This is a genomic window from Stenotrophomonas sp. YJH_SMC_17, from assembly GCF_059371655.1.
The window spans coordinates 104,547-129,436 of record NZ_JCAFUU010000009.1 but is presented as its reverse complement, the minus strand read 5'-3'; the positions used below and the strand labels follow the sequence as shown (position 1 = coordinate 129,436).

Genomic DNA, 24,890 nt, shown 5'->3' with positions numbered 1-24,890 from the left:
TCCCGGGTACGGAATGCCCCGCAGGTCGGCCGTTATACTAGCGCACCCCCTTGCCGGCCAAGACTCGTACGCATGTCCGCGACCCCGACCGTTCCGATCACCTTCCAGGGCCTGATCCAGACCCTGAACCAGTTCTGGGCCCAGCAGGGCTGCGTGCTCATCCAGCCGCTCGACCTGGAGGTGGGCGCCGGTACCTTCCACCCGGCCACCTTCCTGCGTGCGATCGGTCCGGAAGGCTGGAATGCGGCCTACGTGCAGCCCTCGCGCCGCCCGACCGACGGCCGCTACGGCGAGAACCCGAACCGCCTGCAGCGCTACTACCAGTACCAGGTGGCGATGAAGCCGGCGCCGGACAACATCCAGCAGTTGTACCTGGATTCGCTGAAGGCACTGGGCATCGACCCGCTGGTGCACGACCTGCGCTTCGTCGAGGACAACTGGGAATCGCCGACGCTGGGTGCCTGGGGCCTGGGCTGGGAAGTCTGGCTCAATGGCATGGAGGTGACCCAGTTCACCTACTTCCAGCAGGCTGGTGGCCTGGAGTGCCGCCCGGTGCTGGGCGAGATCACCTACGGTCTCGAGCGCCTGTGCATGTACCTGCAGAACTGCGACAACGTCTACGACCTGGTCTGGACCTACGGCCCGGACGGCCAGCCGGTGACCTACGGTGATGTCTACCACCAGAACGAGGTGGAGCAGAGCACGTACAACTTCGAATACGCCGACGTGGACGAGCTGTTCCACCGCTTCGATGCCTGCGAGCGCGAAGCGCAGAAGCTGGTGGAAGTGGACCTGCCGCTGCCGGCCTACGAACAGGTGATGAAGGCCAGCCACACCTTCAACCTGCTCGATGCACGCCGCGCGATCAGCGTGACCGAGCGCCAGCGCTACATCCTGCGCGTGCGCGCGCTGGCCCAGGCGGTGGCCAAGGCGTACTACGAGCAGCGCGAGAAGCTGGGCTTCCCGGGCGCGAAGAAGGCCTGACGGCCGCTCCTTCCCTCTCTTAATTTCCGGGGCGCCGGACGCGTCGCGCGCTGCGCCCCCACCACAGGATCGAACCGATGAGCCAACTGTCCCCCCTTCTGATCGAACTGGGCACCGAGGAGCTGCCGGTCAAGGCGCTGCCGGGCCTGGCCCAGGCCTTTTTCGACGGTGTTGTCGACGGCCTGCGCAAGCGCGGCGTCGCGCTGGAACTGGGCGATGCGCGCCCGCTGTCGACCCCGCGCCGCCTGGCTGTGCTGCTGCCGGGCGTCGGCCTGGAGCAGCCGGAACAGCACAGCGAAGTGCTGGGCCCGTACCTGAACATCGCGCTGGACGCAGAAGGCCAGCCGACCAAGGCCCTGCAGGGTTTCGCGGCCAAGGCCGGGATCGACTGGACCGCGCTGGAAAAGACCACCGACAACAAGGGTGAGCGCTTCGTGCACCGTGCGGTGAGCCCGGGCGCGAGCACCGCCAGCCTGCTGCCGGAGATCCTGCGCGAGGCGATCGCGGCGATGCCGATTCCCAAGCCGATGCGCTGGGGCGACCACGCCTGGGGCTTCGCCCGCCCGGCGCACTGGCTGGTGCTGCTGCACGGCGCCAACGTGGTCGAAGCCGAACTGTTCGGCCTGCAGGCCAGCCGCGTGAGCCGTGGCCACCGCTTCCACCACGACCAGACCGTGTCGCTGGCGCAGCCGCAGGACTACGTTGAAGCGCTGCGCGCTGCGTTCGTGCTGGTCGACCCGAGCGAGCGCCGCGCGCGCATCGTCGCCGAGGTCGAGGCCGCTGCGGCCAAGGCCGGTGGCAGCGCCCGCATCACCGACGACAACCTGGAGCAGGTGGTGAACCTGGTCGAGTGGCCGTCGGCGGTGCTGTGCAGTTTCGAGCGCGCGTTCCTGGCGGTACCGCAGGAAGCGCTGATCGAGACGATGGAGATCAACCAGAAGTTCTTCCCGGTGCTGGATGACAGCGGCACGCTGACCGAGAAGTTCATCGGCATCGCCAACATCGAATCGAAGGACGTGGCCGAAGTGGCCAAGGGCTACGAGCGCGTGATCCGCCCGCGTTTCGCCGATGCCAAGTTCTTCTTCGACGAGGACCTGAAGCAGGGCCTGGTGTCGATGGGCGACGGCCTGAAGACGGTGACCTACCAGGCCAAGCTGGGCAGCGTGGCCGACAAGGTGGCGCGCGTGGCCGCCCTGGCCGAAGTGATCGCGCCGCAGGTCGGTGCCGACGCCGCGCAGGCCAGGCGTGCCGCCGAGCTGGCCAAGAACGACCTGCAGTCGCGCATGGTCAACGAGTTCCCGGAACTGCAGGGCATCGCCGGCCGCCACTACGCCGTGGCCGGTGGTGAATCGGCCGAGGTGGCGCTGGCCATCGACGAGGCCTACCAGCCGCGCTTCGGTGGTGATGACATCGCGCTGTCGCCGCTGGGCAAGGTGCTGGCGATTGCTGAACGCGTGGATACCCTGGCCGGTGGCTTCGCCGCAGGCCTGAAGCCGACCGGCAACAAGGACCCGTTCGCCCTGCGCCGCAACGCGCTGGGCCTGGCCCGCACGATCATCGAAAGCGGCTTCGAACTGGACCTGCGCGCGTTGCTGGCCAGCGCCAATGCCGGCCTGGCCGCGCGCAACGTGCAGGCGGATGTGGGTGAGCTGTACGACTTCATCCTCGACCGCCTGAAGGGCTACTACGCTGACAAGGGCGTTCCAGCCACGCACTTCAACACGGTGGCCGAGCTGAAGCCTGCCTCGCTGTACGACTTCGACCGCCGCCTGGATGCCATCGGCACCTTCGCCGCGCTGCCGGAAGCCGAAGCGCTGGCTGCGGCCAACAAGCGCATCCGCAACATCCTGCGCAAGGCCGAGGGCGACATCCCGGCCCAGATCGATGCATCGCTGCTACAGGAAGACGCCGAACGCGCGCTGGCCGAAGCGGTTACCGCGGCCATCGACGACACCGGCGCCAGCCTGCACCAGAAGGACTACGTGGCCGTGCTGGCGCGCCTGGCCCGCCTGCGCCCGCAGGTCGATGCGTTCTTCGATGGCGTGATGGTGAACGCCGAAGACCCAGCGCTGCGTGGCAACCGCCTGGCGCTGCTGACCCTGCTGGGCGACCGCCTGGGCAAGGTCGCGGCGATCGAGCATCTGTCGAGCTGAGATGTGGTGCCAAGCAAGCTTGGCACCACCGATAGTGCCGGTGGATGTCCATCGGGGTCATTGCCGGCATCGCGCACGATGCCGGCATCCTCGCCTGCGATCACGATGATCGCCACAAAGGCGCGTATTTTGACCGCCACTTAACAATCGATCCTCAATGACGTGATGCATTTCGCATCGTCACCTCCGGTCGGTATGCTGTGCCGCATGCAGCCAAAGAAATACGCCCTGCCGCTGATGGTCCTGTCGCTGGCCGCCACCTCCGTGGCCCACGCGCGCGGCACCATCGACAAGGTGGACATCAAGGGATTGGACAAGGGCGACGACGCCGCAATCATCGAAAACATCCAGGAATCGCTGTCGCTGTACGACACGATCGGCAAGGAACAGGGCGAATCGCGCCTGGAATACCTGCTGTCGCAGGCCGAGCGGCAGACCCGTCAGGCGCTGGAACCGTTCGGGTACTACAACCCGGTGATCAAGGTCGAAGCGCCGCGCGAGGACGAGCACGTGCGGGTGCTGATCCACGTGGACAAGGGCACCCCGGTGACCGTGCGCCGCGAGCACATCGACATCACCGGCCCCGCGATGTACGACCAGTACCTGCAGGACGACCTGGCTGCGTTCAAACCGCGCAAGGGCCAGCGTTTCGAGCATACCCAGTACGAAGCCAGCAAGATCACCATCACCCGGCGCCTGGCCGAGCGCGGCTACTTCGACGCCGACTACACCCAGCGCCAGGTTCAGATCACCCGCGCCGAGAACGCTGCCGACATCGACCTGACCTGGGACAGCGGCCGCCGCTACAACATGGGCCCGGTGACCTTCGAGCAGGACTACTTTGTCGACAAGCTGTTCGACCCGCTGGTGTACTGGAAACAGGGCAGCTACTACCACGAGGGCAAGCTGGACCGGCTGCGCGAGTCGTTGACCAAGCTGGACTACTTCAGCGTGATCGACATCCAGCCGCGGCCGGACCAGGCTGACGAGAACGGCGACGTGCCGGTCGACGTGAAGCTGACCCGCGCCAAGCGCACCATCTACACGGCCGGTCTCAGCTACGGCAGCGAGAGCGGGCCGGGTGTGCGCGGTGGCATCGAGCGGCGCTACGTGAACAGCCGCGGCCACAAGATGAACACCCAGCTGGACTATGCGCAGAAGCGCAAGAGCCTGACCAGCACCTACCGCGTGCCGGCGTTCAAGTGGCTCGACGGCTGGTACGGCTTCACTGCCAGTGCCTACGATGAGCAGACCGATTACATCGACCTGCGCAACTTCAAGCTGATCGCCAGCCGCAGCGGGCAGATCAACGAGCACTGGACCGCCATCGCCTCGATGAACGCCCTGCGCGAGCGCTGGCGCTATGCCTCGGGCACCGAATTCACCGACGCGGTCTACAACACCTCGACCCTGGTCTACCCGCAGCTGGTGGCCGACTACGTCAACGTCGACGATCCGCTGTTCCCGCGCAGCGGCATCAGCGGCACCGCCACCCTGCGCGGCGGCATCGAGGGCGCCGGTTCGGATACCAGCTTCGTGCAGGCCAATGCCGTGCTGCGCTGGTACATCCCGGTGGGGCAGAGTGACCGCCTGATCCTGCGCGGCGAAGGTGGTACCACCTGGACCAGCGACCTGGTGGCGATGCCGCCGAGCCTGCGCTACTTCGCCGGTGGTGACCGCAGCATCCGCGGCTATGCCTTCCGTGAAGTGGGCCCGCGTACGCCGGCCCCGGACAAGTACGCGCTGGGTGCCAAGAACCTGGTGATCGGCTCGGCCGAATACGAGCACTACTTCAATGGCGGCCCGTGGGGCGCGGCGGTGTTCGTCGATACCGGCAGCGCCTTCGACAACACCATCGACCTGCATACCGGCGTCGGCTTCGGCGTGCGCTGGAAATCGCCGGTGGGTCCGGTGCGCATCGACGTGGCGCATGGCCTGAACAACCCGGATTCGCAGTTCCAGCTGTACCTGAACATTGGAGCGGACCTGTGAGCACGCCCGCACCGACCCCGAATACGCCGCCGCCGCGCGTGCGCTTCTACCGCCGCCGCCGCTTCTGGGCCTGGTCCGGTGCCGGCGTAATCGGCCTGGTGCTGCTGGCCCTGCTGGCGGTGTATTGGCTGCTGCAGACCGTGGCTGGCCGCGATGTGCTGCTGGCGCAGGTGGTGGCCCGCCTGCCGGTGGGCGCCAGCTTCACCTGGGACAAGGTGGACGGCCCGGTGGCCGGTCCGCTGACCCTGTACAACGTCGATTTCCGCTACGACGACATCCACTTCCACGCCGAGCGCGCGCACCTGGAGCCGGACCTGCGCCCGCTGCTGGGTCGCAAGCTGCTGCTGGACAAGCTTGAGCTGACCAACGCGACGCTGAACCTGGCCAAGAGCGATGAGCCGTTCAAGCTGCCGTCGTGGCCCGATTCGCTGCCGCAGATCGAAATGCCGCTGGCGATCCAGGCCGATGCCATCGCCATCGATGGTTTCCGCATCAGCCAGGCCAACGAGCCGGTGATCGACATCAGCCGCGTGCGTGGTGGCATCGAGATCGCCAACGGCGAGTTCCAGGCGCACAAGCTGGTGGTGGACAGTGACATGGGCAATTTCACCGCCCAGGGTCGCTATATTCCGGCCAAGGACTACGACACCGACGTGACCGTCACCGCGGTGCTGCCGGCACCGCGTGGCCGTACCGCCGCGACGGTGGGGCTGGTGGCACGCGGCGACCTGGCACACATGGAAGTGGCGGTGGCCGGACGTGCACCGAAGCCGCTGCACGCGATGCTGGTGTTCGATGGCCGCACCGACCCGACCTGGAATGCCACGGTACGCAGCGACGAACTTGATCTGGCGCTGCTGTCGCCGGCGTTGGCCAGCTCGGCGATCGCACCGTTGGCATTGGACTTCACTGCCAGCGGCAAGGGCGGCAACGCCAACCTGCAGGGCAGGGTGAAGCAGGGTGATCAGGAACTGGAACTGGCTCCGTCGGTGGTGTCACTGCAGGACCAGGTGCTGAAGGTGTCGCCGCTGCTGGTGAAGGGCCTGGGGGGCGAAGCGCGCCTGGAGGGCACCGCCGATTTCAGCCAGGAAGACCAGCAGAAGCTCAATTTCTCGGTGGTCGCACATGATCTGACCTATGTGCCGGCGCCCGATCCGAACACGGCGGGCAGCGCGCCGGTGCCGGTGACCCTGAAGGAAGCGCGTTTCGGCCTGGCCGGCACCCTGAAGGCCTGGGCAGCGATCGGCCGTGCCGAGGTCGAACGCGAAAAGCAGAAGGCGCAGGTGCGCTTCGACGTGCGTGGCAACGATCAGGCCGCGTCGATCCACCAGCTGCAGGCGCAGACCCCGGGTGGCCAACTTCAGGTGGAGGGCCAGGTGGCGTGGGCGCCGCAGCTGGACTGGGATGCCAAGGCCACGCTGAAGGACTTCGACCCCGGCTATTTCGTGCCGGGCTGGAATGGCCGCCTGTCCGGCAACCTGGCGTCCAGGGGCCGCCAGCTGCCGCCGCCGGCCAATGCGCCGCCGGGCACCGCTGGTACCCTGGAAGCCACGGTGGATCTGCCGTCGCTGAAGGGCATCCTGCGCCAGCGCAATCTCGATGCGCAGGGCAAGTTCGCGCTGCAGGGTGATCAAGGCCATGGCGAGCTGAAGCTGGCGCTGGGCAGCAGCCGGGTCACCGCGTCGGGCAAGGTCGGCGACCGCCTCGACATCGACGCGCGTTTCGAACCGCTGCAGCTGAGTGATCTGCTGCCGGGCGCCGACGGCGGCCTGCGCGGCCAGGTGCAGGTGAAGGGCCCGCGCGACGCACCGGACATCACCGCCGACCTGGTCGGCAACAACCTCAACTGGGATGGCTACGGCGCCGAGAGCGTCAGCATCAAGGGCCACCTGCCGTGGCGCGGCGACAGCGGCACGCTGGCGGTGCAGGGCCAGCAGGTCAACGCGGGCATGCTGCTGGAGCAGCTGAACATCGACGCGCAGGGCAGTGTCTCCAACCTCCGCCTGGCTGCGCAGACCAGCAACGAGATGGGCGCGGTCGAGCTGCAGGGCAGCGTGCGCCAGCAGGGCACGCAGTGGCGTGGCGAGCTGGCCTCGCTGCGCATCGCACCGGTGAAGGGCGATGCCTGGTCGCTGCGGGCACCGGCGGCGTTCGCGATCAACGGCAGCACCTACACCCTGTCCGAAGCCTGCCTGGCCGCCGCCAGCAGCGGCGCGCTGTGCGCACAGGCCAACTGGCCGCGCGAGGGCCTGGTGGTGCGCAGTGACGCGCTGCCGCTGGCGCTGGTACAGCCGTGGCTGCCGCCGCAGTCCGGCCGCCGCATCTACCTGCGCGGCGATGTCAGCCTGGACGCACAGATCCGCCCGCGCGGCACGGCCTGGGAAGGCCACGTCGAAGTACGCTCGAAGGAAGGCGGCGTGCGCCTGGGCGAGAACCGCAACACCGTGGGCGATACCACCCGTGGCGAGCTGGTGCGCTACGACCAGTTCTCGCTGAAGCTGGACATGACCCCGGCCAGCATCAAGGGCTACCTGGGCATGGGCTTCCAGGGCAACGGCTTCGTCGATGCGAAGATGCAGACCGGATGGGAAGCCAGCGCGCCGTTGAACGGCGAGCTCTATCTCAACATGTCGCGGCTGTATTGGCTGGAGCTGTTCTCGCCGGACATCGTGCGTCCCACCGGCCTGATCGAAGGCCACGTGAGCCTGCGTGGCACGCGCGGCCAGCCCTCGCTGGGCGGTGACGCGCAGCTGACCAACTTCAAGGGCGAATTCCCGGCGCTGGGCCTGACCTTCGACCAGGGCAAGGGCAGCTTCGTCGCCCAGCCCGATGGCTCGGCCAAGATCACCGCGCAGGCCAACTCGGGCAAGGGCACGCTTTACGTCGATGGTGGCCTGTCCTGGTTCGGCGATGCGCAGCCGCTGCAGCTGAAGATCCACGGCGAGAACGTGCTGGTGTCCAACACCAGCGAACTGCGCATCGTCGCCAACCCCGATCTGGACTTCACCCTGGCCAAGGCGGCGATGGAGCTGCGCGGCACGGTCAACGTGCCCGAGGCCGACATCGACCTGGAGCGCCTGGACCGCGGCACCTCGGTGTCCGAGGACGTGGTGGTGCTGGATCCGGCCGACCCGGAGGAATCGCGCACCTCGCCGCTGGACATGGACCTGACCGTGAGCCTGGGCGACAAGGTGAAGATGACCGGTTTCGGCCTGAAGGGCGGGCTGACCGGCAAGATGCAGGTCTGGGCCAAGCCCGGCCGCGAGATGACCGCCAACGGCGGGCTTGAGGTGAGCGGCCGCTACAAGGCCTATGGCCAGGACCTGACCATCACCCGCGGCAACCTCAACTGGAACTACAACGCCGTCTCCGATCCGCGCATCAACATCCGCGCCGAGCGCCGCATCGGTGATGTCACCGCCGGCATCGACGTGACCGGCCGCGCGCAGCAGCCGCGTGCCGACGTGTGGTCCGACCCGGCGATGTCGCAGTCCGAGGCACTGGCCTACCTGGTGCTGGGCCGCAGCCTGACCAATGCCAGTACCGACCAGACCCAGCAGGTCACCGCGGCCTCGGCGGCGCTGTCGGCCGGCAGCGGCCTGCTGGCCTCGCAGCTGGGTGCCAAGCTGGGCCTGGACGATGCCGGCGTGAGCCAGTCGCGCGCGCTGGGCGGTTCGGTGATTGGCTTCGGCAAGTACATCTCGCCCAAGCTCTACGTCGGCTACGGCGTGTCGATGGTGGGTGCCGGTTCGGTGCTGACCCTGAAGTACCTGCTGCGCCGCGGCTTCGACGTGGAAGTAGAGTCGAGCACGGTGGAAAACCGCGGCTCGATCAACTGGCGGCGGGAGAAATGACCCCTGACTGGCGCAGCGAGACGTAGAGCCACGCCATGCGTGGCTGCGCCGGGCCATCAGACCGGGGTCGGAGCCGTTTCGTTGAAAGGGCTCCGACCCACGGCTTCTTCAGCTGCGGCGCAGCCGCTGGCGGTGGCCGGACAGGTCCATGCTCCACAGCAGTAGCGCACCCAGCAGCGCCGGCAATACGCTGAGCACGGACAGCATCACTAGGAATGACATTGGCAATTCCATGCGGACGGGCTTGCCCCGGCGCAGCTGGTAGCGGATCCATGCCGTGGTCAGCACGGTCCAGGCCAGCAGCCAGCACAGCGGTGCCAACCACAGCGAAGGCGAGGGCACCCAAAGGTAGACGGCGGTACCGACCACTGCGATGGCTGCGCAGGCGACCGGCAGGGCCAGCCAACGCAGTCGGGAAGGCGGCACGGACGGGTCTTCAGGGGCGCTCTGCCAGACGAACAGATGACGCAGGCCAATGGCCAGCAGCGTGCCGAGCAGTGGCGCCAGCGCTGCCGTGCCCAGCACGATCGCCCTGCGCTGCTCTTCCGACTGGTAGGGCAGCAGCGTATCGGCGATCTGGGTGGTGGTCAACGCGATGAAGGCCATCAACGTCAGCGCCACGCTTGCCAGCAGTGCACGCAGCAATGACAACTGTGCCGCGGTGAGGCGGGTGACATCGCTGGCGCCGGCCCAGAAGCGGGCTTGGCCCGCATCGATGCCGGGCGGCAGAGGACGGTCCTCCTGGCAGCCCAGTACGTCCATCAACGCTGCGGCCTGGCGCGGCACGCGCAGCGGCAGCGCGGACATCAGGTTGCGCAGGTGCGAACGCGGTTCGCGCAGCTGCTGAAGGCGGCTGGCAGCGTCATCGTGGCTGGTCCAGCGTCCGCCACGCGCCTCCATCTGCTGGGCCAGCAGATCGGTCTGCGCGGGCAGTTGCAGCCAGTCCTGCCAGGCGTGTTCGGCCAGCTCGCGCAGTTCGCCTGGTGCCAGGCCGCAGCCCGCGTCGTCCCAGCCGAAGGCCTGGTAAAGCGCCGCGGCTTCGGACAGGTTCATGGGCGCCTGCCGCGCGCGCAGCGCCTGCAGCACCCTGGCACTGGCTTCAGCGCGCTCGTCCAGAGACCACTGGCTGCGCAGACCCTGCAGGTACACCGCGAAAGGTTGCGGGTCGGTGGATTTGGCGCGCTCCAGCAGGTCCATCCAGTTGCTCATGGGTTTGCCTCGTGTGGGGGCTGCAGGCTTGAACGATCACTGTCTGCATTGCCAGGGGAGCTGGAAAATGCCCCGCGGAGGATTGCGATGGCGGCCAGCAGGGCGCACGTCAGAAGCAGTGCCAAAGCGACCGTTCGCCGCGTGAAGCGTCTGCGTGACGGCACGGAATGGTGCAGGGCGTCGCATGCGGTCGCCCAGAACATGACCTGCCTGCGCTGCAACGGCGGTGGGAGCGCCACGTGCGCCATCACAGGCACGCCGACAAGGTAATGCAGCGTTTCACGCATTTCGTGCCGCGTGCGCACGGACAGCGCCTGGATGCGCGCGCGCAGTGGGTGCCAGGGGCCACTGAGCCGGGCGACACGGGTGCGGGCCTGCACCACCGAAACCGGCGCATTCTCGAGATGCATGTAACAGGCGAGCGCGGCCTCGTTGCCTGGCACCAGCAACCAGCACAGGTGCATGCTGTGGCCGAGGGAGGCCATGTCGTAGCACTCGCGGATATCGCCCCGGTCATACCACTGGAAGCGGTCGGCCAGCTGCTCGAAGTTCGCCTGAGGGAACGGCGTGGTGCCCTTCATCAGCCGTTGCCAGGTGGCCAGCTTCACCTCATCGGCATCCACAGGTGCCTGCAGTTCCGGGGACTGCTGCAGCCAGGCTGCGAAGTCCGCCGGATCGCGCTGCTGCCCGTTGCGGACGATGCGGTCGGCGAGCGCATCGGCGGCAGATGGCCTGCTCGAATGCGTGGTGCCCAGATCGATTCCTGCGATCATCGGTCCTTCCCTGGTATCCGTACCTGATTCTAACCAGCATCGGTGCCCCCCAACCATCGGCCGTTGCCCCATCGGCCCCCAGCGGCTATGGTCCCGGGCTGTTCTGTATTGCCGGAAACGCCGATGTCTGCCCGTAAAACCCTTCCTGCCGCCCTGGCCCTGGGCCTGACCCTCGCTGCCGGCGCCCACGCCGATGAAGGCATGTGGATGCCGACCCAGCTGCCGGAGCTGGCCAAGCCGCTGCAGGCCGCCGGTTTCAAGGGCAATCCGGCCGATCTGGCCAACGTCACTGCGCCGCCGCTGAGCGCCGTGGTGCGTGCCGGTGGTGGCACCGGATCGTTCGTGTCCGCTGACGGTCTGCTGCTGACCAACCATCACGTAGCGATGGGCGTGATCCAGTACAACAGCTCGCCCGAGCACGACCTCATCAACGGTGGCTTCATCGCCAAGGACCGCGCCGACGAGCGCCCGGCCAACCCGGACTTCCGCGTGCTGGTCACCGTCGGCTTCGACAAGGTGACCGACCAGGTGCTGGCCCAGGCCAAGGGCAAGACGGGCCGCGCCTACTTCGACGCCGTCGATGCGGCCAGCAAGCAGATCGTGGCCGAGTGCGAGAAGGACGGCAGCGTGCGCTGCTCGGTGGCCAACATGTACTACGGCACCGATTTCTACCGCATTGCCCAGCTGGAACTGAGCGACGTGCGCCTGGTCTACGCGCCGCCGCGCGCGATCGGCAACTACGGCGACGAGATCGACAACTTCATGTGGCCGCGCCACACCGGCGATTTCACCCTGCTGCGCGCCTATGTCGGCAAGGACGGCAAGCCGGCCGCCTACAGCAAGGACAACGTGCCCTACCAGGCACCGGCGCACCTGCAGATGTCGGTGGAAGGCCCGAAGGAAGGCGATTACGCGATGTTGGCCGGTTACCCGGGCATCACCTATCGCCACCGCACCGCGGCCGAATTCGCCGGCCAGATCGATGCCGTGCTGCCGCGCCGCGTGTCGGTGTTCCAGCAGATGATCGACACCATCGAGGCCGCCACCGCCAAGGACGCGCAGGCGCGTACCCGCTATGCCTCGCAGCTGCAGTCGCTGAAGAACAACCGCAAGCGCGCCGCTGGCGAACTGGAAGGCCTGCTGCGCAGCGATGCCAAGGCCCAGCGTGCCGCCGACGAGACCGCGATGCTGGCCGTGACCGACCGCAAGTACCAGGGCGACATCAAGGCGTTGCTGGCCAACCTGTCGCAGGGCGCGGCGGTGGGCGAGCGTGACCTGCTGCTGGACCAGATCGCCGCGCAGAGCCAGCTGCTGCGCTCTGCGCTGCTGCTGGAGCGCCTGCGCATCGAATCTGCCAAGCCTGACGCGCAGCGCGAGAGCGGTTACCAGCAGCGTGACCAGGCGATGATCGAAGGCGTGCTCAAGCAGGTCCAGCGCCGCTACGCACCGGAGGTCGAGAAGGCCCTGCTGACCACCTTGCTGACCCGCTACCAGCAGCTGCCGGACGCGCAGCGCGTGGCCGAGTTCGACGCGGCCTTCGGCCGTACCCCGGAGCAGCTGGCCAAGGCGCTGGACACCCTCTATGCCGGCACCCAGCTGGGTGACGAGGCGCAGCGCCTGTCGCGCTTCACTGCCGCACGCGAGGGCAAGGCACTTGCCGCCGATCCGCTGATCGCCGTGGCCGGCCCGCTGGTGGCCGCGCAGCTGCGCATCGAGAACGAGAGCAAGACCCGCGAAGGCGAGCAGCTGCGCCTGCGCCCGGCGTACATGCAGGCGCTGTTCGCCTGGCGTGCCAAGCAGGGCCGTGCGGTGTACCCGGACGCCAACCGCACCCTGCGCATCAGCTACGGCAAGGTCGAGGCCCTGCACCCGCGCGACGGCGTGACCTACTCGCCGGTGACCACCGTGGCCGGCATCGTCGAGAAGAACACCAACGCCTATCCGTTCGATGCACCCAAGCCGCTGCTGGCCGCGATCGCCAAGGGTGACTTCGGCAGCACTGCCGACCCGGCGCTGAAGACCCAGACGGTCAACTTCCTGACCAACCTGGACACCACCGGCGGCAACTCCGGCTCGCCGGTGCTCAACGCCAAGGGCGAACTGATCGGCCTGAACTTCGACAGCAACTGGGAGTCGGTCAGCGCCAGCTGGTGGTTCGACCCGCGCTACAAGCGCGCCGTGCACGTGGACATGCGCTACCTGCGCTGGCTGCTGGCCAAGGTCTACCCGGCGCCGGAACTGCTGAAGGAAATGGGCGTGCCGGCCCAGTAAGAAGCCGGCCACGACCAACGGTCGTGGCCCGCACCGCGTAGACCCCCACCCTGGTGGGGGCGGTTGCCCCCAACGAGCCCGCACCCCCGGCCACGCCTGGCCTACACTGCGGGTTCTTCCGACGGAAACGCACGCGTGGTCTCCAGCTGGATCCTGCTGCTGGTCTCGGTTGCCTATGCTGCGCTGCTGTTCGGCGTGGCGTGGTGGGGCGACCGTCGGCCGATGTACCCCGACCGGCCGTGGCTGCGGCCGGTGGTCTACAGCCTGGCGCTGGCCGTGTACTGTTCGTCGTGGACCTTCTACGGCGCGGTCGGCACCGCCGTGCGCAACGGCGTGGGCTACCTGCCCATCTACATCGGCCCGCTGCTGCTGCTGCTGTTCGGCTGGCGCATCATCGAGCGCCTGGCGCTGATCGCGCGCAGCCAGAACGTGGTTTCCATCGCCGATTTCATCTCCTCGCGCTTCGGCCGTTCGCGGCGGCTGGCGGCGTTGGTGGCGATCATCGCGCTGATCGGCATCATTCCGTACCTGGCGCTGCAGTACAAAGCAGTGGCGATGAGCCTGCAGGTACTGACCGGCAACACCGGCCCGACCGGCTTCTTCACCGATCCGGCGCTGTACGTGGCGCTGCTGATGGCGTTGTTCGCCACCCTGTTCGGCACCCGCCAGGTCGATGCCACCGAGCACCACCACGGCATGATGCTGGCGATCGCCTTCGAATCGGTGATCAAGCTGCTGGCGATGGTGGCGGTGGGCGTGTTCGCCTACCTGTGGCTGAGCAACCGTACCGACGCGGTGGTCGAGTCGGTGCATACGCTGTTCACCGGTCTGCCGCCGGTGGGATTCATCTCGCAGACGCTGCTCAGTTTCCTGGCCATCATCTGCCTGCCGCGCCAGTTCCACGTGGCCGTGGTCGAGTGCGGTGACGTGCGCGATGTGCGCCGCGCGCGCTGGATGTTCGGCGGCTATCTGGTGCTGATCTCGGGCATGGTGCTGCCAATCGCCACCGCCGGCGTGACCCTGTTCGGCACCGGCGGCAGCGTTGCCGATGACTCGATGGTGCTGGCGTTGCCGCTGGCCGAAGGCCGCAACGCGCTGGCACTGATCGCCTATGTGGGCGGTTTCTCCGCCGCCACCGGGATGGTCATCGTCTCGTCCATCGCGCTGGCCACCATGGTCAGCAACGACCTGGTGATGCCGGTGCTGCTGCGCCGCAGTGGCGACCACCAGGAAGCGGCCGATGTCGCCTCGCGCGTGCTGTGGATCCGTCGCCTGGCGATCCTGCTGCTGGCGCTGATGGCCTACAGCTACTACCGCACCAGCAGCAACGACAGCACGCTGGCGTCGTACGGCCTGATGGCGTTCGCTGCAGTGGCGCAGTTCGCACCGGGCCTGATCGGCGGCCTGTACTGGCGTGGTGCCAGCCGGCGTGGCGTCGAGATGGGCATGCTGCTCGGCTTCGCGACGTGGCTGTACACGCTGCTGCTGCCGGCGATGACGATGGCCGGCTGGGTTGATGCCGGCTGGGTGCAGCACGGTCCGTTCGGCATCGAGTGGCTGCGTCCGCAGCAGCTGTTCGGCATGACCGGCTGGGATCCGCTGACCCACGGCACGTTCTGGTCGCTGCTGGTCAACGCGGCGACGATGATGCTGGTGTCCGCGCGCTGGCGCCCCGGTGTGGACGAGCGGCTGCGCGCCGCGCCGTTCCTCGACCCGTATGCCGAGCGCCCGTCGGTGGCCGGTGGCTGGCCCGGTCATGTGCATGTGGGCGACCTGCTGGCACTGGCCTCGCGCGTGGTCGGCGAACGTCACGCGCGGCGCTCGTTTTTTGAACAGGCGCAGTCGCTGGGGCGCGAGCTGCAGTCGACGGCGCCGGCGGACCGGCCCTGGGTGCAGTTCACCGAACGCCTGCTGGCCGCGTCGATCGGCGCGGCGTCCGCACGCCTGCTGCTGACCAGCCTGCTGCGCGGCTCGGGCATGGACCTGGGCGAAGTGGTGGCGGTGCTGGACGAAGCGGGGCAGGAGCTGCGCTTCAACCGCGAGATCCTCTCCACCACGCTGGAAAACATCAGCGCGGGTGTCAGCGTGGTCGACCCGGACATGCGCCTGACCGCCTGGAACCGCCGTTACCAGGACATGTTCGGCTACCCCGACGGCATGCTCTACGTAGGCCGCCCCGTGGCCGACCTGATCCGCTACAACGCCGAACGTGGCGAGCTCGGCGAAGGCGATATCGAAGTACAGATCAACCGTCGCATCGGCTACATGCGCGCCGGTTCACCGCACGTGTTCGAGCGCACCCGCAGCGACGGCAAGGTGATCGAGATGCGCGGCCAGGCCCTGCCCGGCGGCGGCTACGTGACCAGCTACAACGACATCACCGACTACAAGCACGCGGAAAAAGCGCTGCTGGAGGCCAACGAAACGCTGGAACAGCGAGTCGCCGAGCGCTCGCACGAAGCCGAGGTCGCGCAGCAGTCGAAGACCCGCTTCCTGGCGGCGATCAGCCATGACGTGCTGCAGCCGCTGAACGCCGCGCGCCTGTTCGCCTCGGCATTGCGTGACAGCGACCATGTGAGCGACGAACAGAAGCACCTGGCCGAACGCGTGGATGCCTCGCTGCGTGCGGCCGAGGAATTGTTGGATGGCCTGCTGGACGTCTCGCGGCTGGATGCCGGTGGCCTGCACCCGGTGATCGGTGAGTTCGATGTCAGCGCGCTGATGCGCGAACTGGCCGCGCAGTACACGCCCGTGGCGGCGGGGCGCGGCCTGCGCCTGGACCTGTTCGCGCGTACTGCCTGGGTACGCAGCGATCGCCGCCTGCTGCGCCGCGTGCTGCAGAACTTCCTGGCCAATGCGCTGCGCTATACCCGCCAGGGTCGCATCGTGCTGGCCGTGCGCCAGCGCGGCGACGAAGTGGAACTGCAGGTGTGGGATACCGGCCCGGGCATTCCCGAGCACCACATGCGGCAGATCTTCGACGAGTTCCACCGCTACCAGCAGCCGTTCGACTGGGGCGAGCAGGGGTTGGGTCTGGGCCTGTCGATCTGCCAGCGCATCTCGCGCCTGCTCGACCATCGCCTCAATGCGCGCAGCCGCGTCGGCAGCGGCTCGATGTTCTCGATCATCCTGCCGCGTGTGGCGCCGTTGCCGGGCTACAGCGAAGTGGCCACGCCGGTGCAGGCGGTGGCCGCACCGGTACGCAGCGATTCGCTGGCGGGCCTGCGCGTGCTGTGCGTGGACAACGACGAGGAGATCCTCGACGGCATGCGCGCGCTGCTGGGCCGCTGGCAGGTGCAGGTGATCACCGCCGCCACCGTCGACCAGGCGCTGGAGAAGATCGCCGAGCGCCCGCAGGTGATGCTGGTGGATTACCACCTGCACGATCGCATGGATGGCCTGGATGCGCTGGTGGCACTTCGCGAGGCGGCGGGCTACCCGTTGCCCGGGGCGCTGCTGACCGCCGATGGTCGCGACGAACTGAAGCGGATGGCACGCGAGCGTGGTTACCGCGTGCTGACCAAGCCGATCAAGCCGGCCTCGCTGCGCGCCTTCCTGGGTGCATTGCGTGACGCCGGCAACAACGACGGCTGACCGGGCAACGGTGGAGCCGAGCCCACGCTCGGCTCCCGCGCGCAGCGCGGCGCTGATATAGCCATCGCTATACAAACCAGCCCTGCCTGCGCGTTTGCCTGGAAATGCGCCACGCGCGGATCGCGGTGCTAAGCTGCGCGTCCCCTTGGGGAGTAGCCGGATTCCTTCGCAGGAATCGTCCACGTCAACATACTCGGCCAGTGCGCCGTGGCGTGGACAACCATGATGGTTGGCGAGACCAGCGGCCCGCGCGCGCAACGTCAGGTTGGGCGCGAGCGCGAGCCGTGCGTCCGTCCTTGCCCGACCTTCAGCAGCTTTCCATGTCCCCCATTTCGATCCTCCTGATCGGCTTTGCCATGTCCACCGATGCCTTCGCCGCGGCGATCGGCAAGGGTGCAGCCATGCGCAAGCCGGTGTTCCGCGACGCACTGCGTGCCGGCATCATCTTCGGCGTCATCGAGGCGATCACGCCCATCATCGGCTGGTTGCTCGGCCGTGCCGCCCTGCAGTACGTCGAGGCCTTCGACCACTGGATCGCGTTCGGCCTGCTCGGTGCGCTGGGCATCCACATGATCTACAACGGCCTCCGTCCGGACAGCGCCGAGGAAGACGAAGACCCCTCGCTGCACCACGGCTTCTGGAAGCTGGCGCTGACCGGTTTCGCCACCAGCATCGACGCGATGGCAGTGGGTATCGGCCTGGCGTTCATGGACGTGCATATCGGTGTGATGGCTGCGGTCATCGGCCTATGCACGCTGACCATGGTCACCGTCGGCATCATGCTCGGCCGCGTGCTGGGCAGCATGGTCGGCAAGCGCGCCGAGATCATCGGCGGCGTGATCCTGGTGATCATCGGTGCGACGATCCTGTACGAACACCTGCACGGCGTGGGGTAACACCAGATCCTGTAGAGCCGAGCCTGCGCTCGGCTTACGCGCGTAGCGCGGTCTTCAAGCAGACAGCAGCCGAGCATGGGCTCGGCTCTACGGGTTCAGGCGCCGCAGAGTCCTGTAGAGCCGAGCCCGCGCTCGGCTTACGCGCGCAGCGCGGTCTTCAAGCGGACAGCAGCCGAGCATGGGCTCGGCTCTACAAGGGGGCATTGGCTGACAGGTCATGCGGTGTTGCACTGATGGGCAGCCTGGCGGTCGCTGCATAGTCTTCGGGCATGTCCAGCCCCGCACTCCGTATTGGCCGGTGGTCGCAGATCGGCAATGTCTATGCGATCACCGCAGTGACCTACGCGCGGCGACGCTGGTTCGACGATGAGACGAACGTCGATCTGCTGATCGAGGCACTACGCACGGTCGAGCGGACGGGGCGGACGTTCTCCCTGGCTTGGGTAATCATGCCGGACCACCTGCACTGGTTGATCGAGCTGCGACACGGAACACTTGCCGGGTGCATGCAGATCCTCAAGTCCAGAAGTGGACGGTCCATTGCCAGGCGCGTTGATGCCAGTGAGCCGATCTGGCAACCGGGGTATTACGACCACGCGCTGCGCAGCGATGAATGCCTGCGTACGCAGGCAATGTACATTGCGGGCAATCCGGTTCGGGCCGGGCTGGCCACGCATCTTGGCGAGTACCCTCATGCCTGGAGTAGGTGGCGTCTGCAGGGGTAGCGCCATCTTCAGGCGAACAGCAGCCGAGCATGGGCTCGGCTCTACAAAGGCAGGTGCCGCAGAGTCGTGTAGAGCCGAGCCTGCGCTCGGCTCACGCGCGCAGCGCAAGACCGTCAGTCTTCTTCCGGCGGCAGCACGATGGCGTCGTCGTCTATCGCCAGCTTGCCGGCCATCAGCACGGCCTGGGTGCGGTTGGTCACGCCCAGCTTGCGCAGGATCGCGGTGACGTGGGCCTTGATCGTCGCTTCGGAGACGTTGAGGTCGTAGGCGATCTGCTTGTTCAAGCGGCCTGCGCCGAGCATCTGCAGCACGCGGAACTGCTGCGGGGTCAGTTCGCGCAGGCGCTGGCCGACTTCGCGTTCCTCGCGCTCGGTCGGCGGTACGTTGTGCGCTTCCGGCGGTGCCCAGGTCTCGCCATCGAGGATGGTGCCCAGCGCGTGGCCGATGGTGTCCGAATCCGCCGACTTGGGAATGAAGCCCAACGCGCCATGATCGAGCGCGCGCCGCATCACCGTGGCTTCCTCGCGCGCGGACACCACCACCACCGGCAGGTGCGGATGCAGCGAGCGCATGTGCACCAGTGCGTTGAAACCCTGTGCACCGGGCATGTTGAGATCCATCAGGACCAGGTCGGCGTCGTTGTGCTGGTCGGCCAGCGCATACAGCGCTTCCACGCTGTCGGCCTCGAACAGCTGCACGCCGGGGATGACCCGCTGCACGGCCCCACGCAGGGCTTCGCGGAACAGCGGGTGGTCATCGGCAATCAGGAGGGTGGTCATGGTCGGGGGGAACCGTGGGGGAAACCAGATGGGGTCAGAGCCCTTTCCTCGCGGAAAGGGATCCGACCCCTGTCGTGCATCAGCGCACCTTGCGCTCGTCCACCAGCGACGCCACCACCGACGGATCGGCCAGGGTCGAGGTGTCGCCGAGCTGGTCCGGCGCGTTCTCAGCGATCTTGCGCAGGATGCGCCGCATGATCTTGCCCGAGCGGGTCTTCGGCAGGCCCGGCGCCCACTGCAGGTGGTCCGGCGTGGCGATCGGGCCGATTTCCTTGCGTACCCAGGCGACCAGTTCCTTCTGCAGTTCGTCGCTCGGCGCTTCTTCGGCCACCAGGGTCACGTAGGCATAGATGCCCTGGCCCTTCACGTCGTGCGGGAAGCCGACCACGGCCGCTTCGGCCACCTTCGGGTGCGAGACCAGCGCGCTTTCCACTTCGGCGGTGCCGATGCGGTGGCCGGACACATTGATCACGTCGTCAACGCGGCCGGTGATCCAGTAATAGCCGTCTTCGTCGCGGCGGCACCCGTCACCGGTGAAGTAGCTACCCGGGTAGGTGCGGAAATAGGTGTCGATGAAGCGCTGGTGGTCGCCGTACACCGTGCGCATCTGGCCCGGCCAGGAGTCGCGGATGATCAGGTTGCCTTCGGTCGGGCCGTCCTGCACTTCGCCGTCGGCATTGACCAGCGCCGGCTGCACGCCGAAGAAGGGCAGGGTGGCCGAACCCGGCTTGAGGTCCATCGCACCGGCCAGCGGCGAGATCAGGATGCCGCCGGTCTCGGTCTGCCACCAGGTATCGACGATCGGGCAGCGGCTGTCGCCGACCACCTCGTAGTACCAGCGCCAGGCTTCCGGATTGATCGGCTCGCCGACGCTGCCGAGCAGGCGCAGCGAGGCGCGCGAGGTCTTCTTCACCGGTTCCTCGCCCTCGCGCATCAGCGCACGGATGGCGGTCGGGGCGGTGTAGAAGATCGTCACCTTGTGCTTGTCGATCACGTTCCAGAAGCGCGAGGTGTCCGGGTAGTTCGGCACGCCTTCGAACATCAGCGAGGTCGCGCCGTTGGCCAGCGGGCCGTACACGATGTAGCTGTGGCCGGTGACCCAGCCGACGTCGGCGGTGCACCAGTAGATGTCGTCCTCGCGCAGGTCGAACACCGCTTCATGGGTGTAGGCCGCGTACAGCAGGTAACCGCCGGTGGTGTGCAGCACGCCCTTCGGCTTGCCGGTGGAACCGGAGGTGTAGAGGATGAACAGCGGGTCTTCCGCGTTCATTCGCTCCGGCTCGCAGGTCGACGGCTGGCTGTCCACCACGTCGTGGAACCAGCGGTCGCGCGGGGCCTGCATGTCGACCGCCCCGCCGGTGTGACGCACCACCAGCACGGTTTCAACCGTGTTCGTGCCGGGCAGCTTCAGCGCGGCATCGACGTTGGCCTTCAGCGGGATCTTCCGGCCACCACGCAGACCTTCGTCGGCGGTGATGATCAGCTTGCTCTGGCAGTCGCTGACGCGGTCGGCGATCGAGTTCGGCGCAAAGCCCCCAAACACTACCGAGTGGATCGCACCGATGCGCGCGCAGGCCAGCATGGCCACGGCCGCATCGACGATCATCGGCAGGTAGATGGTGACCCGGTCGCCCTTCTTGACGCCGAGGTTGCGCAGCGCGTTGCCGAGGCGGCAGGTGCGCTCGTACAGCTCGCGATAGGTCACGTGCTGGGCCGGCGCATCCGGGCTGTCCGGTTCGAACAGCAGGGCGGTCTTGTCGCCGCGCGTTTCCAGCTGGCGATCCAGGCAGTTCACGCTGGCATTGAGCTCGCCATCTTCGAACCACTTGATGTGGAAGTCGGACAGGTCATAGCTGACGTTCTTGATCTTCGTCGGCGTGCGCATCCATTGCAGGCGCTCGGCGGCCTTGCCCCAGAAACCCTCCGGATCGGTCACCGACGCCTGGTACTGCTGTTCATATGTCTTCTTGTCGATGCGTGCCTTGGCGGCGAACTGCGGATCGACGGGGTAGATATCAGCCATGGCACCCTCACTTGCACGTTGACTTTGTGTGTGCGGTCGCAGCATTGCGGCGACCGATCCCCCTCAGTTTGCCCCATCCACCCCCTGCCGCGTCACCACCCTGGTTAGACCATGGTCGAAAGTGAGCGCCCAGCAGGGCCAGGTTCGACCAATGGCGAATAGCCGCTATACATAATCGCCCCGCAGTCTCGGCTCGACCGTGCCCCACGCGCGGCATCACCTTGCCACTTGGGAGAGAGGGCAACATGAGCCACCGTACGTTGAAAGCCGTGCGCACACCTTTGGCGGCCTGCCTGTTGGTCGCCCTGGTCGCACCGGGCATGGCGTTCGCAGAGACCGCCAAAGAGAAGGCGCTGGAAGCACGCGTTGCCGAACTGGAACGCCAGGTCCAGCTGCTGCTGTCTTCGCAGCAACAACAACAGACCCAGATCAGCCAGACCCAGCAGGCCGTAACCGAAGTCCGCACGCTGCAGGCCGAGCAGAAGCCGGTCGCACAGGTTCCGGCCGGCAAGCAGCCGATCCAGGTCACCACCATCACCCCGGGCGCCGCGCCGGGTACCACGGTCAAGATCGGTGGCTTCATCAAGGCCGACTTCCTCGCCACCCAGACCAGCGATGGCCAGCTGGCCGACGATGCCACCGGCCGCGCGCTGTACCTGCCGGGCCAGACCCCGGTGGAAGGCGCCGGCGGCAGCGGCAAGCGTTCGGGCACCGACTTCAATGCCCACGCCAAGTTCTCTCGCTTCAATCTGGGCATCGACAATGTGAGCGAATCGGGCAACAAAGCCGGCGCGTTCTTCGAGATGGACTTCTTCGGCAACTCGCTGGGCAACCAGACCGCCACCAACACCTACGGCGTGACCCTGCGCCATGCCTACATGTACTGGAACAACTGGCTGGCCGGCCAGACCTGGTCCAACTTCATGGACGCGGCCGCATTGCCTGAGGCGGTCGACTTCGTTGGCCCTACCGACGGCGTGATCTTCGTGCGCCAGGCGCAGGTGCGTTACACCCAGGGCGGCTTCAGCGTCGCGCTGGAAAACCCGGAAACCACCACCCTCACCGGTACCCGCAACCCGGTCACTGGGGCATGGACCAATGCCAGTGCCAACTCCGACCGTGGCAGCCTGCCCGATCTGACCCTGCGCTATGGCTGGAAGGGCGACTGGGGCACCTTCGGCGTCGGCGGCATCGTTCGCCAGCTGAAGGTCGACAACCAGGCCACCGGCGCCAAGGCCGACAAGGTGGCCGGCGGCCTGACCCTGGGCGGCAAGTGGGTGATGGGTGACAGCGATTCGCTGCACTACCAGCTGACCGGCGGCGAAGGCATCGCCCGCTACATCGGCTTGGGCATCACCGCCGACAGCGCCTATGACGTTGCCCGCGACGAACTCAATCCGACCGGCGTGCTGGCCGGCTACGTGGGCTGGCGGCATGCGTTCTCGCCGAAGCTGCGCACCAACCTGATCTACGCGCGTAGCGACTACGACAATGACAGCATCCTCGGCCCGCTGGTGACCAAGAGCGTGCAGAGCATCCGCGGCAACATCTTCTACTCGCCGTTGCCCAAGGTCGATGTCGGCGCGGAGTTGATGTACGGCCGTCGCGAAGTGGAGAACGGCAACAAGGGTGACATCACCCGATTGCAGTTCACCACGAAGTACAGCTTCTAAAGGAGTGCCGACCAAGGTCGGCACCTACAGCGATTGCGTACCGGCCAACGGTCGGCACCCACCGACCCAGGTCGGCACCTACAGAGGGAAAACGTCCCATGTCCAGCACTGCATCAAGCCCGCACAATCCAGCGGGCACCCTGACCAAGGGCCACAAGAAGGTCATCTTCGCCTCGAGCCTCGGCACGGTTTTCGAGTGGTATGACTTCTTCCTGTACGGCTCGCTCGCGGCCATCATCGCCAAGCAGTTCTTCAGTGGTGTCAACGAAACCACCGGCATGATCTTCGCCCTGCTGGCGTTCGCCGCCGGCTTCTTCGTGCGCCCGTTCGGCGCGGCCTTCTTCGGCAGCCTCGGCGACCGTATCGGCCGCAAGTACACGTTCCTGGTCACGATCCTGATCATGGGCATCTCGACCTTCCTGGTCGGCGTGCTGCCCAACTACGCCACGATCGGCTTCGCGGCACCGGTCATCCTGATCGTGCTGCGCCTGGCCCAGGGCCTGGCGATGGGCGGCGAGTACGGTGGTGCCGCCACCTACGTGGCCGAGCACGCGCCGGACGACAAGCGTGGCCTGTACACCAGCTTCATCCAGTGCACCGCCACGCTCGGCCTGTTCATGTCGTTGCTGATCATCCTGGCCTGCCGTTACTTCCTGGGCAACGAAGCCTTCGAAGCCTGGGGCTGGCGCATCCCGTTCCTGGTGTCGATCCTGCTGCTGGGCGTGTCTGTATGGATCCGCCTGCAGCTGAGCGAGTCGCCGCTGTTCCAGCAGATGAAGTCCGAGGGCAAGGGCTCCAAGACCCCGTTCCGTGACAGCCTGAAGGGCGGCAACCTGAAGCTGATGCTGCTGGTCCTGCTCGGCGCTGCAGCCGGTCAGGCCGTGGTCTGGTACGGCGGCCAGTTCTACGCGCTGTTCTTCCTCAGCAGCATGCTGAAGGTCGATGCCACCACCTCCTACCTGCTGATCGCGGCCGCGCTGGCGCTGGGCGTGCCGTTCTTCATCTTCTTCGGCTGGCTGTCCGACCGCATCGGCCGCAAGAAGATCATCCTGGCCGGCTGCCTGCTGGCGGCTGTTACCTACATCCCGATCTTCAAGGGCCTGACCCACTTCGCCAACCCGGCCATCGAAGAGGCACGTGCGTCCTCTCCGGCGCTGGTCGTGGCTGATCCGAACACCTGCTCGTTCCAGTTCGATCCGGTGGGCATGCGCAAGTTCACCAGCTCCTGCGACGTGGCCACCGCCGCGCTGACCAAGGCCGGTGTGCCGTACGACGTGCAGCCCGCCGCCGCCGGTTCGCTGGCGATGGTGAACGTGGGCAGTGCCAGCGTCACCTCGTATGAGGCCGCTGGCCTGACCAAGGAAGAAGGCAAGGCCAAGGCCGATGCGTTCGGTGCGGAACTGAAGACCGCCCTGACCACCGCGGGCTACCCGGCCAAGGCCGATGGTTCGCGCATCCACTTTGCCGGCACGATCTTCATGCTGTGGCTGCTGGTGCTGTACGTGACCATGGTCTACGGCCCGATCGCCGCCTACCTGGTCGAACTGTTCCCGACCCGCATCCGCTACACCTCGATGTCGCTGCCGTACCACATCGGCAACGGCTGGTTCGGTGGCTTCCTGCCGGCGATCTCGTTCGCGCTGGTGGCCGGTACCGGCAACCTGTACTACGGCCTGTGGTACCCCATCATCATCGCGCTGATGTCGGTGGTGATCGGTGGCCTGTTCCTGCGCGAGACCAAGGACGTGGATATCACCAAGTAGGAATGATGTTCACCGGATGAAGGAAAGGCCGCGGTGCAGACCGCGGCCTTTCTGTTCGAGGGAATGGGGGAATTGAGGCGGGGTAGAGTCGACTGTCAGTCGACTATCGCGCGCAGCGCGGGGTTTCCAGATGTCCCGCAAAGGGCAGTCGACTGACAGTCGACTCTACCCAGTCGGCTCTACCGTTACATGGCTCGGCCC

General features: G+C 67.0%; 14 protein-coding genes and 1 riboswitch. Of the genes, 10 read left to right on the top strand and 4 right to left on the bottom strand.

The genetic code is table 11. The features are described from left to right. Nucleotides 1-72: 72 nt before the first annotated feature. The 4 genes from glyQ to AC5P8Z_RS18425 all read left to right on the top strand — a co-directional run bounded on the left by glyQ (nt 73) and on the right by AC5P8Z_RS18425 (nt 8,983). Nucleotides 73-984: a glycine--tRNA ligase subunit alpha gene (glyQ, locus tag AC5P8Z_RS18440; protein WP_286070402.1), complete on the top strand. Its 912-nt coding sequence runs from the start codon at nt 73-75 to the stop codon at nt 982-984. Between the two features lie 77 nt (nt 985-1,061). Then, nucleotides 1,062-3,137 (top strand): glycine--tRNA ligase subunit beta, encoded by a 2,076-nt coding sequence (gene glyS, locus AC5P8Z_RS18435; protein WP_495229708.1) that lies wholly within the window; start codon nt 1,062-1,064, stop codon nt 3,135-3,137. A 195-nt stretch (nt 3,138-3,332) separates the two neighbouring features. After that, a complete protein-coding gene (locus AC5P8Z_RS18430) occupies nt 3,333-5,129 on the top strand; it encodes an autotransporter assembly complex protein TamA (protein WP_286072074.1) in 1,797 nt (598 codons plus the stop codon). Further along, the gene (locus AC5P8Z_RS18425) at nt 5,126-8,983 is read left to right on the top strand and encodes a translocation/assembly module TamB domain-containing protein (RefSeq protein WP_495229707.1); all 3,858 of its coding nucleotides are present in this window, start codon (nt 5,126-5,128) and stop codon (nt 8,981-8,983) included. The genes AC5P8Z_RS18430 and AC5P8Z_RS18425 overlap by 4 nt, the downstream gene beginning before the upstream one ends. A gap of 108 nt (nt 8,984-9,091) precedes the next feature. Here AC5P8Z_RS18425 and AC5P8Z_RS18420 read toward each other — a convergent pair whose 3' ends face one another. Both AC5P8Z_RS18420 and AC5P8Z_RS18415 read right to left on the bottom strand, forming a co-directional pair. Further along, a complete protein-coding gene (locus tag AC5P8Z_RS18420) occupies nt 9,092-10,192 on the bottom strand; it encodes a hypothetical protein (protein WP_295567639.1) in 1,101 nt (366 codons plus the stop codon). After that, on the bottom strand, nt 10,189-10,965 hold the full coding sequence (locus AC5P8Z_RS18415) for a hypothetical protein (protein ID WP_495229706.1): 777 nt from the start codon (nt 10,963-10,965) through the stop codon (nt 10,189-10,191). Before AC5P8Z_RS18415 ends, AC5P8Z_RS18420 begins: the two co-directional genes overlap by 4 nt. A 123-nt stretch (nt 10,966-11,088) precedes the next feature. Between AC5P8Z_RS18415 and AC5P8Z_RS18410 the strand changes: the two genes are divergently transcribed. The 4 genes from AC5P8Z_RS18410 to AC5P8Z_RS18395 all read left to right on the top strand — a co-directional run bounded on the left by AC5P8Z_RS18410 (nt 11,089) and on the right by AC5P8Z_RS18395 (nt 18,451). Then, nucleotides 11,089-13,236, top strand: coding sequence for a S46 family peptidase (locus AC5P8Z_RS18410; RefSeq protein WP_495229705.1), 2,148 nt, complete (start codon nt 11,089-11,091; stop codon nt 13,234-13,236). A gap of 135 nt (nt 13,237-13,371) precedes the next feature. Then, nucleotides 13,372-16,830 (top strand): hybrid sensor histidine kinase/response regulator, encoded by a 3,459-nt coding sequence (locus AC5P8Z_RS18405; RefSeq protein ID WP_495229704.1) that lies wholly within the window; start codon nt 13,372-13,374, stop codon nt 16,828-16,830. Between the two features lie 141 nt (nt 16,831-16,971). Beyond that, a riboswitch (yybP-ykoY riboswitch) is annotated at nt 16,972-17,061 on the top strand. 89 nt (nt 17,062-17,150) lie between these two features. Next, a complete protein-coding gene (locus AC5P8Z_RS18400; RefSeq protein ID WP_495229703.1) occupies nt 17,151-17,726 on the top strand; it encodes a manganese efflux pump MntP in 576 nt (191 codons plus the stop codon). 269 nt (nt 17,727-17,995) lie between these two features. Further along, a complete protein-coding gene (locus AC5P8Z_RS18395) occupies nt 17,996-18,451 on the top strand; it encodes an REP-associated tyrosine transposase (protein WP_295567631.1) in 456 nt (151 codons plus the stop codon). Nucleotides 18,452-18,564: 113 nt separating this feature from the next. Here the strand turns inward: AC5P8Z_RS18395 and AC5P8Z_RS18390 are convergent, their stop codons facing one another. Together AC5P8Z_RS18390 and acs are read right to left on the bottom strand one after the other, a co-directional pair. Then, on the bottom strand, nt 18,565-19,230 hold the full coding sequence (locus tag AC5P8Z_RS18390) for a response regulator transcription factor (protein WP_005411662.1): 666 nt from the start codon (nt 19,228-19,230) through the stop codon (nt 18,565-18,567). A 79-nt stretch (nt 19,231-19,309) separates the two neighbouring features. Continuing rightward, nucleotides 19,310-21,253, bottom strand: a complete 1,944-nt coding sequence (gene acs, locus AC5P8Z_RS18385) for an acetate--CoA ligase (protein ID WP_286070392.1) — start codon at nt 21,251-21,253, stop codon at nt 19,310-19,312. Between the two features lie 245 nt (nt 21,254-21,498). Between acs and AC5P8Z_RS18380 the strand changes: the two genes are divergently transcribed. Together AC5P8Z_RS18380 and AC5P8Z_RS18375 are read left to right on the top strand one after the other, a co-directional pair. Next, nucleotides 21,499-22,926 (top strand): DcaP family trimeric outer membrane transporter, encoded by a 1,428-nt coding sequence (locus AC5P8Z_RS18380; protein ID WP_495229702.1) that lies wholly within the window; start codon nt 21,499-21,501, stop codon nt 22,924-22,926. A gap of 98 nt (nt 22,927-23,024) precedes the next feature. Beyond that, complete coding sequence (locus AC5P8Z_RS18375) at nt 23,025-24,689, top strand: MFS transporter (RefSeq protein WP_495229701.1); 1,665 nt, start codon at nt 23,025-23,027, stop codon at nt 24,687-24,689. The last annotated feature ends 201 nt before the right edge of the window (nt 24,690-24,890 follow it).

Coding starts and splice junctions, on each gene's coding strand:
- glyQ (WP_286070402.1), top strand. CDS start 73: ATGTCCGCGACCCCGACCGTTCCGATCACCTTCCAGGGCCTGATCCAG.
- glyS (WP_495229708.1), top strand. CDS start 1,062: ATGAGCCAACTGTCCCCCCTTCTGATCGAACTGGGCACCGAGGAGCTG.
- AC5P8Z_RS18430 (WP_286072074.1), top strand. CDS start 3,333: ATGCTGTGCCGCATGCAGCCAAAGAAATACGCCCTGCCGCTGATGGTC.
- AC5P8Z_RS18420 (WP_295567639.1), bottom strand. CDS start 10,192: ATGAGCAACTGGATGGACCTGCTGGAGCGCGCCAAATCCACCGACCCG.
- AC5P8Z_RS18415 (WP_495229706.1), bottom strand. CDS start 10,965: ATGATCGCAGGAATCGATCTGGGCACCACGCATTCGAGCAGGCCATCT.
- AC5P8Z_RS18410 (WP_495229705.1), top strand. CDS start 11,089: ATGTCTGCCCGTAAAACCCTTCCTGCCGCCCTGGCCCTGGGCCTGACC.
- AC5P8Z_RS18400 (WP_495229703.1), top strand. CDS start 17,151: ATGTCCCCCATTTCGATCCTCCTGATCGGCTTTGCCATGTCCACCGAT.
- AC5P8Z_RS18395 (WP_295567631.1), top strand. CDS start 17,996: ATGTCCAGCCCCGCACTCCGTATTGGCCGGTGGTCGCAGATCGGCAAT.
- AC5P8Z_RS18390 (WP_005411662.1), bottom strand. CDS start 19,230: ATGACCACCCTCCTGATTGCCGATGACCACCCGCTGTTCCGCGAAGCC.
- acs (WP_286070392.1), bottom strand. CDS start 21,253: ATGGCTGATATCTACCCCGTCGATCCGCAGTTCGCCGCCAAGGCACGC.
- AC5P8Z_RS18380 (WP_495229702.1), top strand. CDS start 21,499: ATGAGCCACCGTACGTTGAAAGCCGTGCGCACACCTTTGGCGGCCTGC.
- AC5P8Z_RS18375 (WP_495229701.1), top strand. CDS start 23,025: ATGTCCAGCACTGCATCAAGCCCGCACAATCCAGCGGGCACCCTGACC.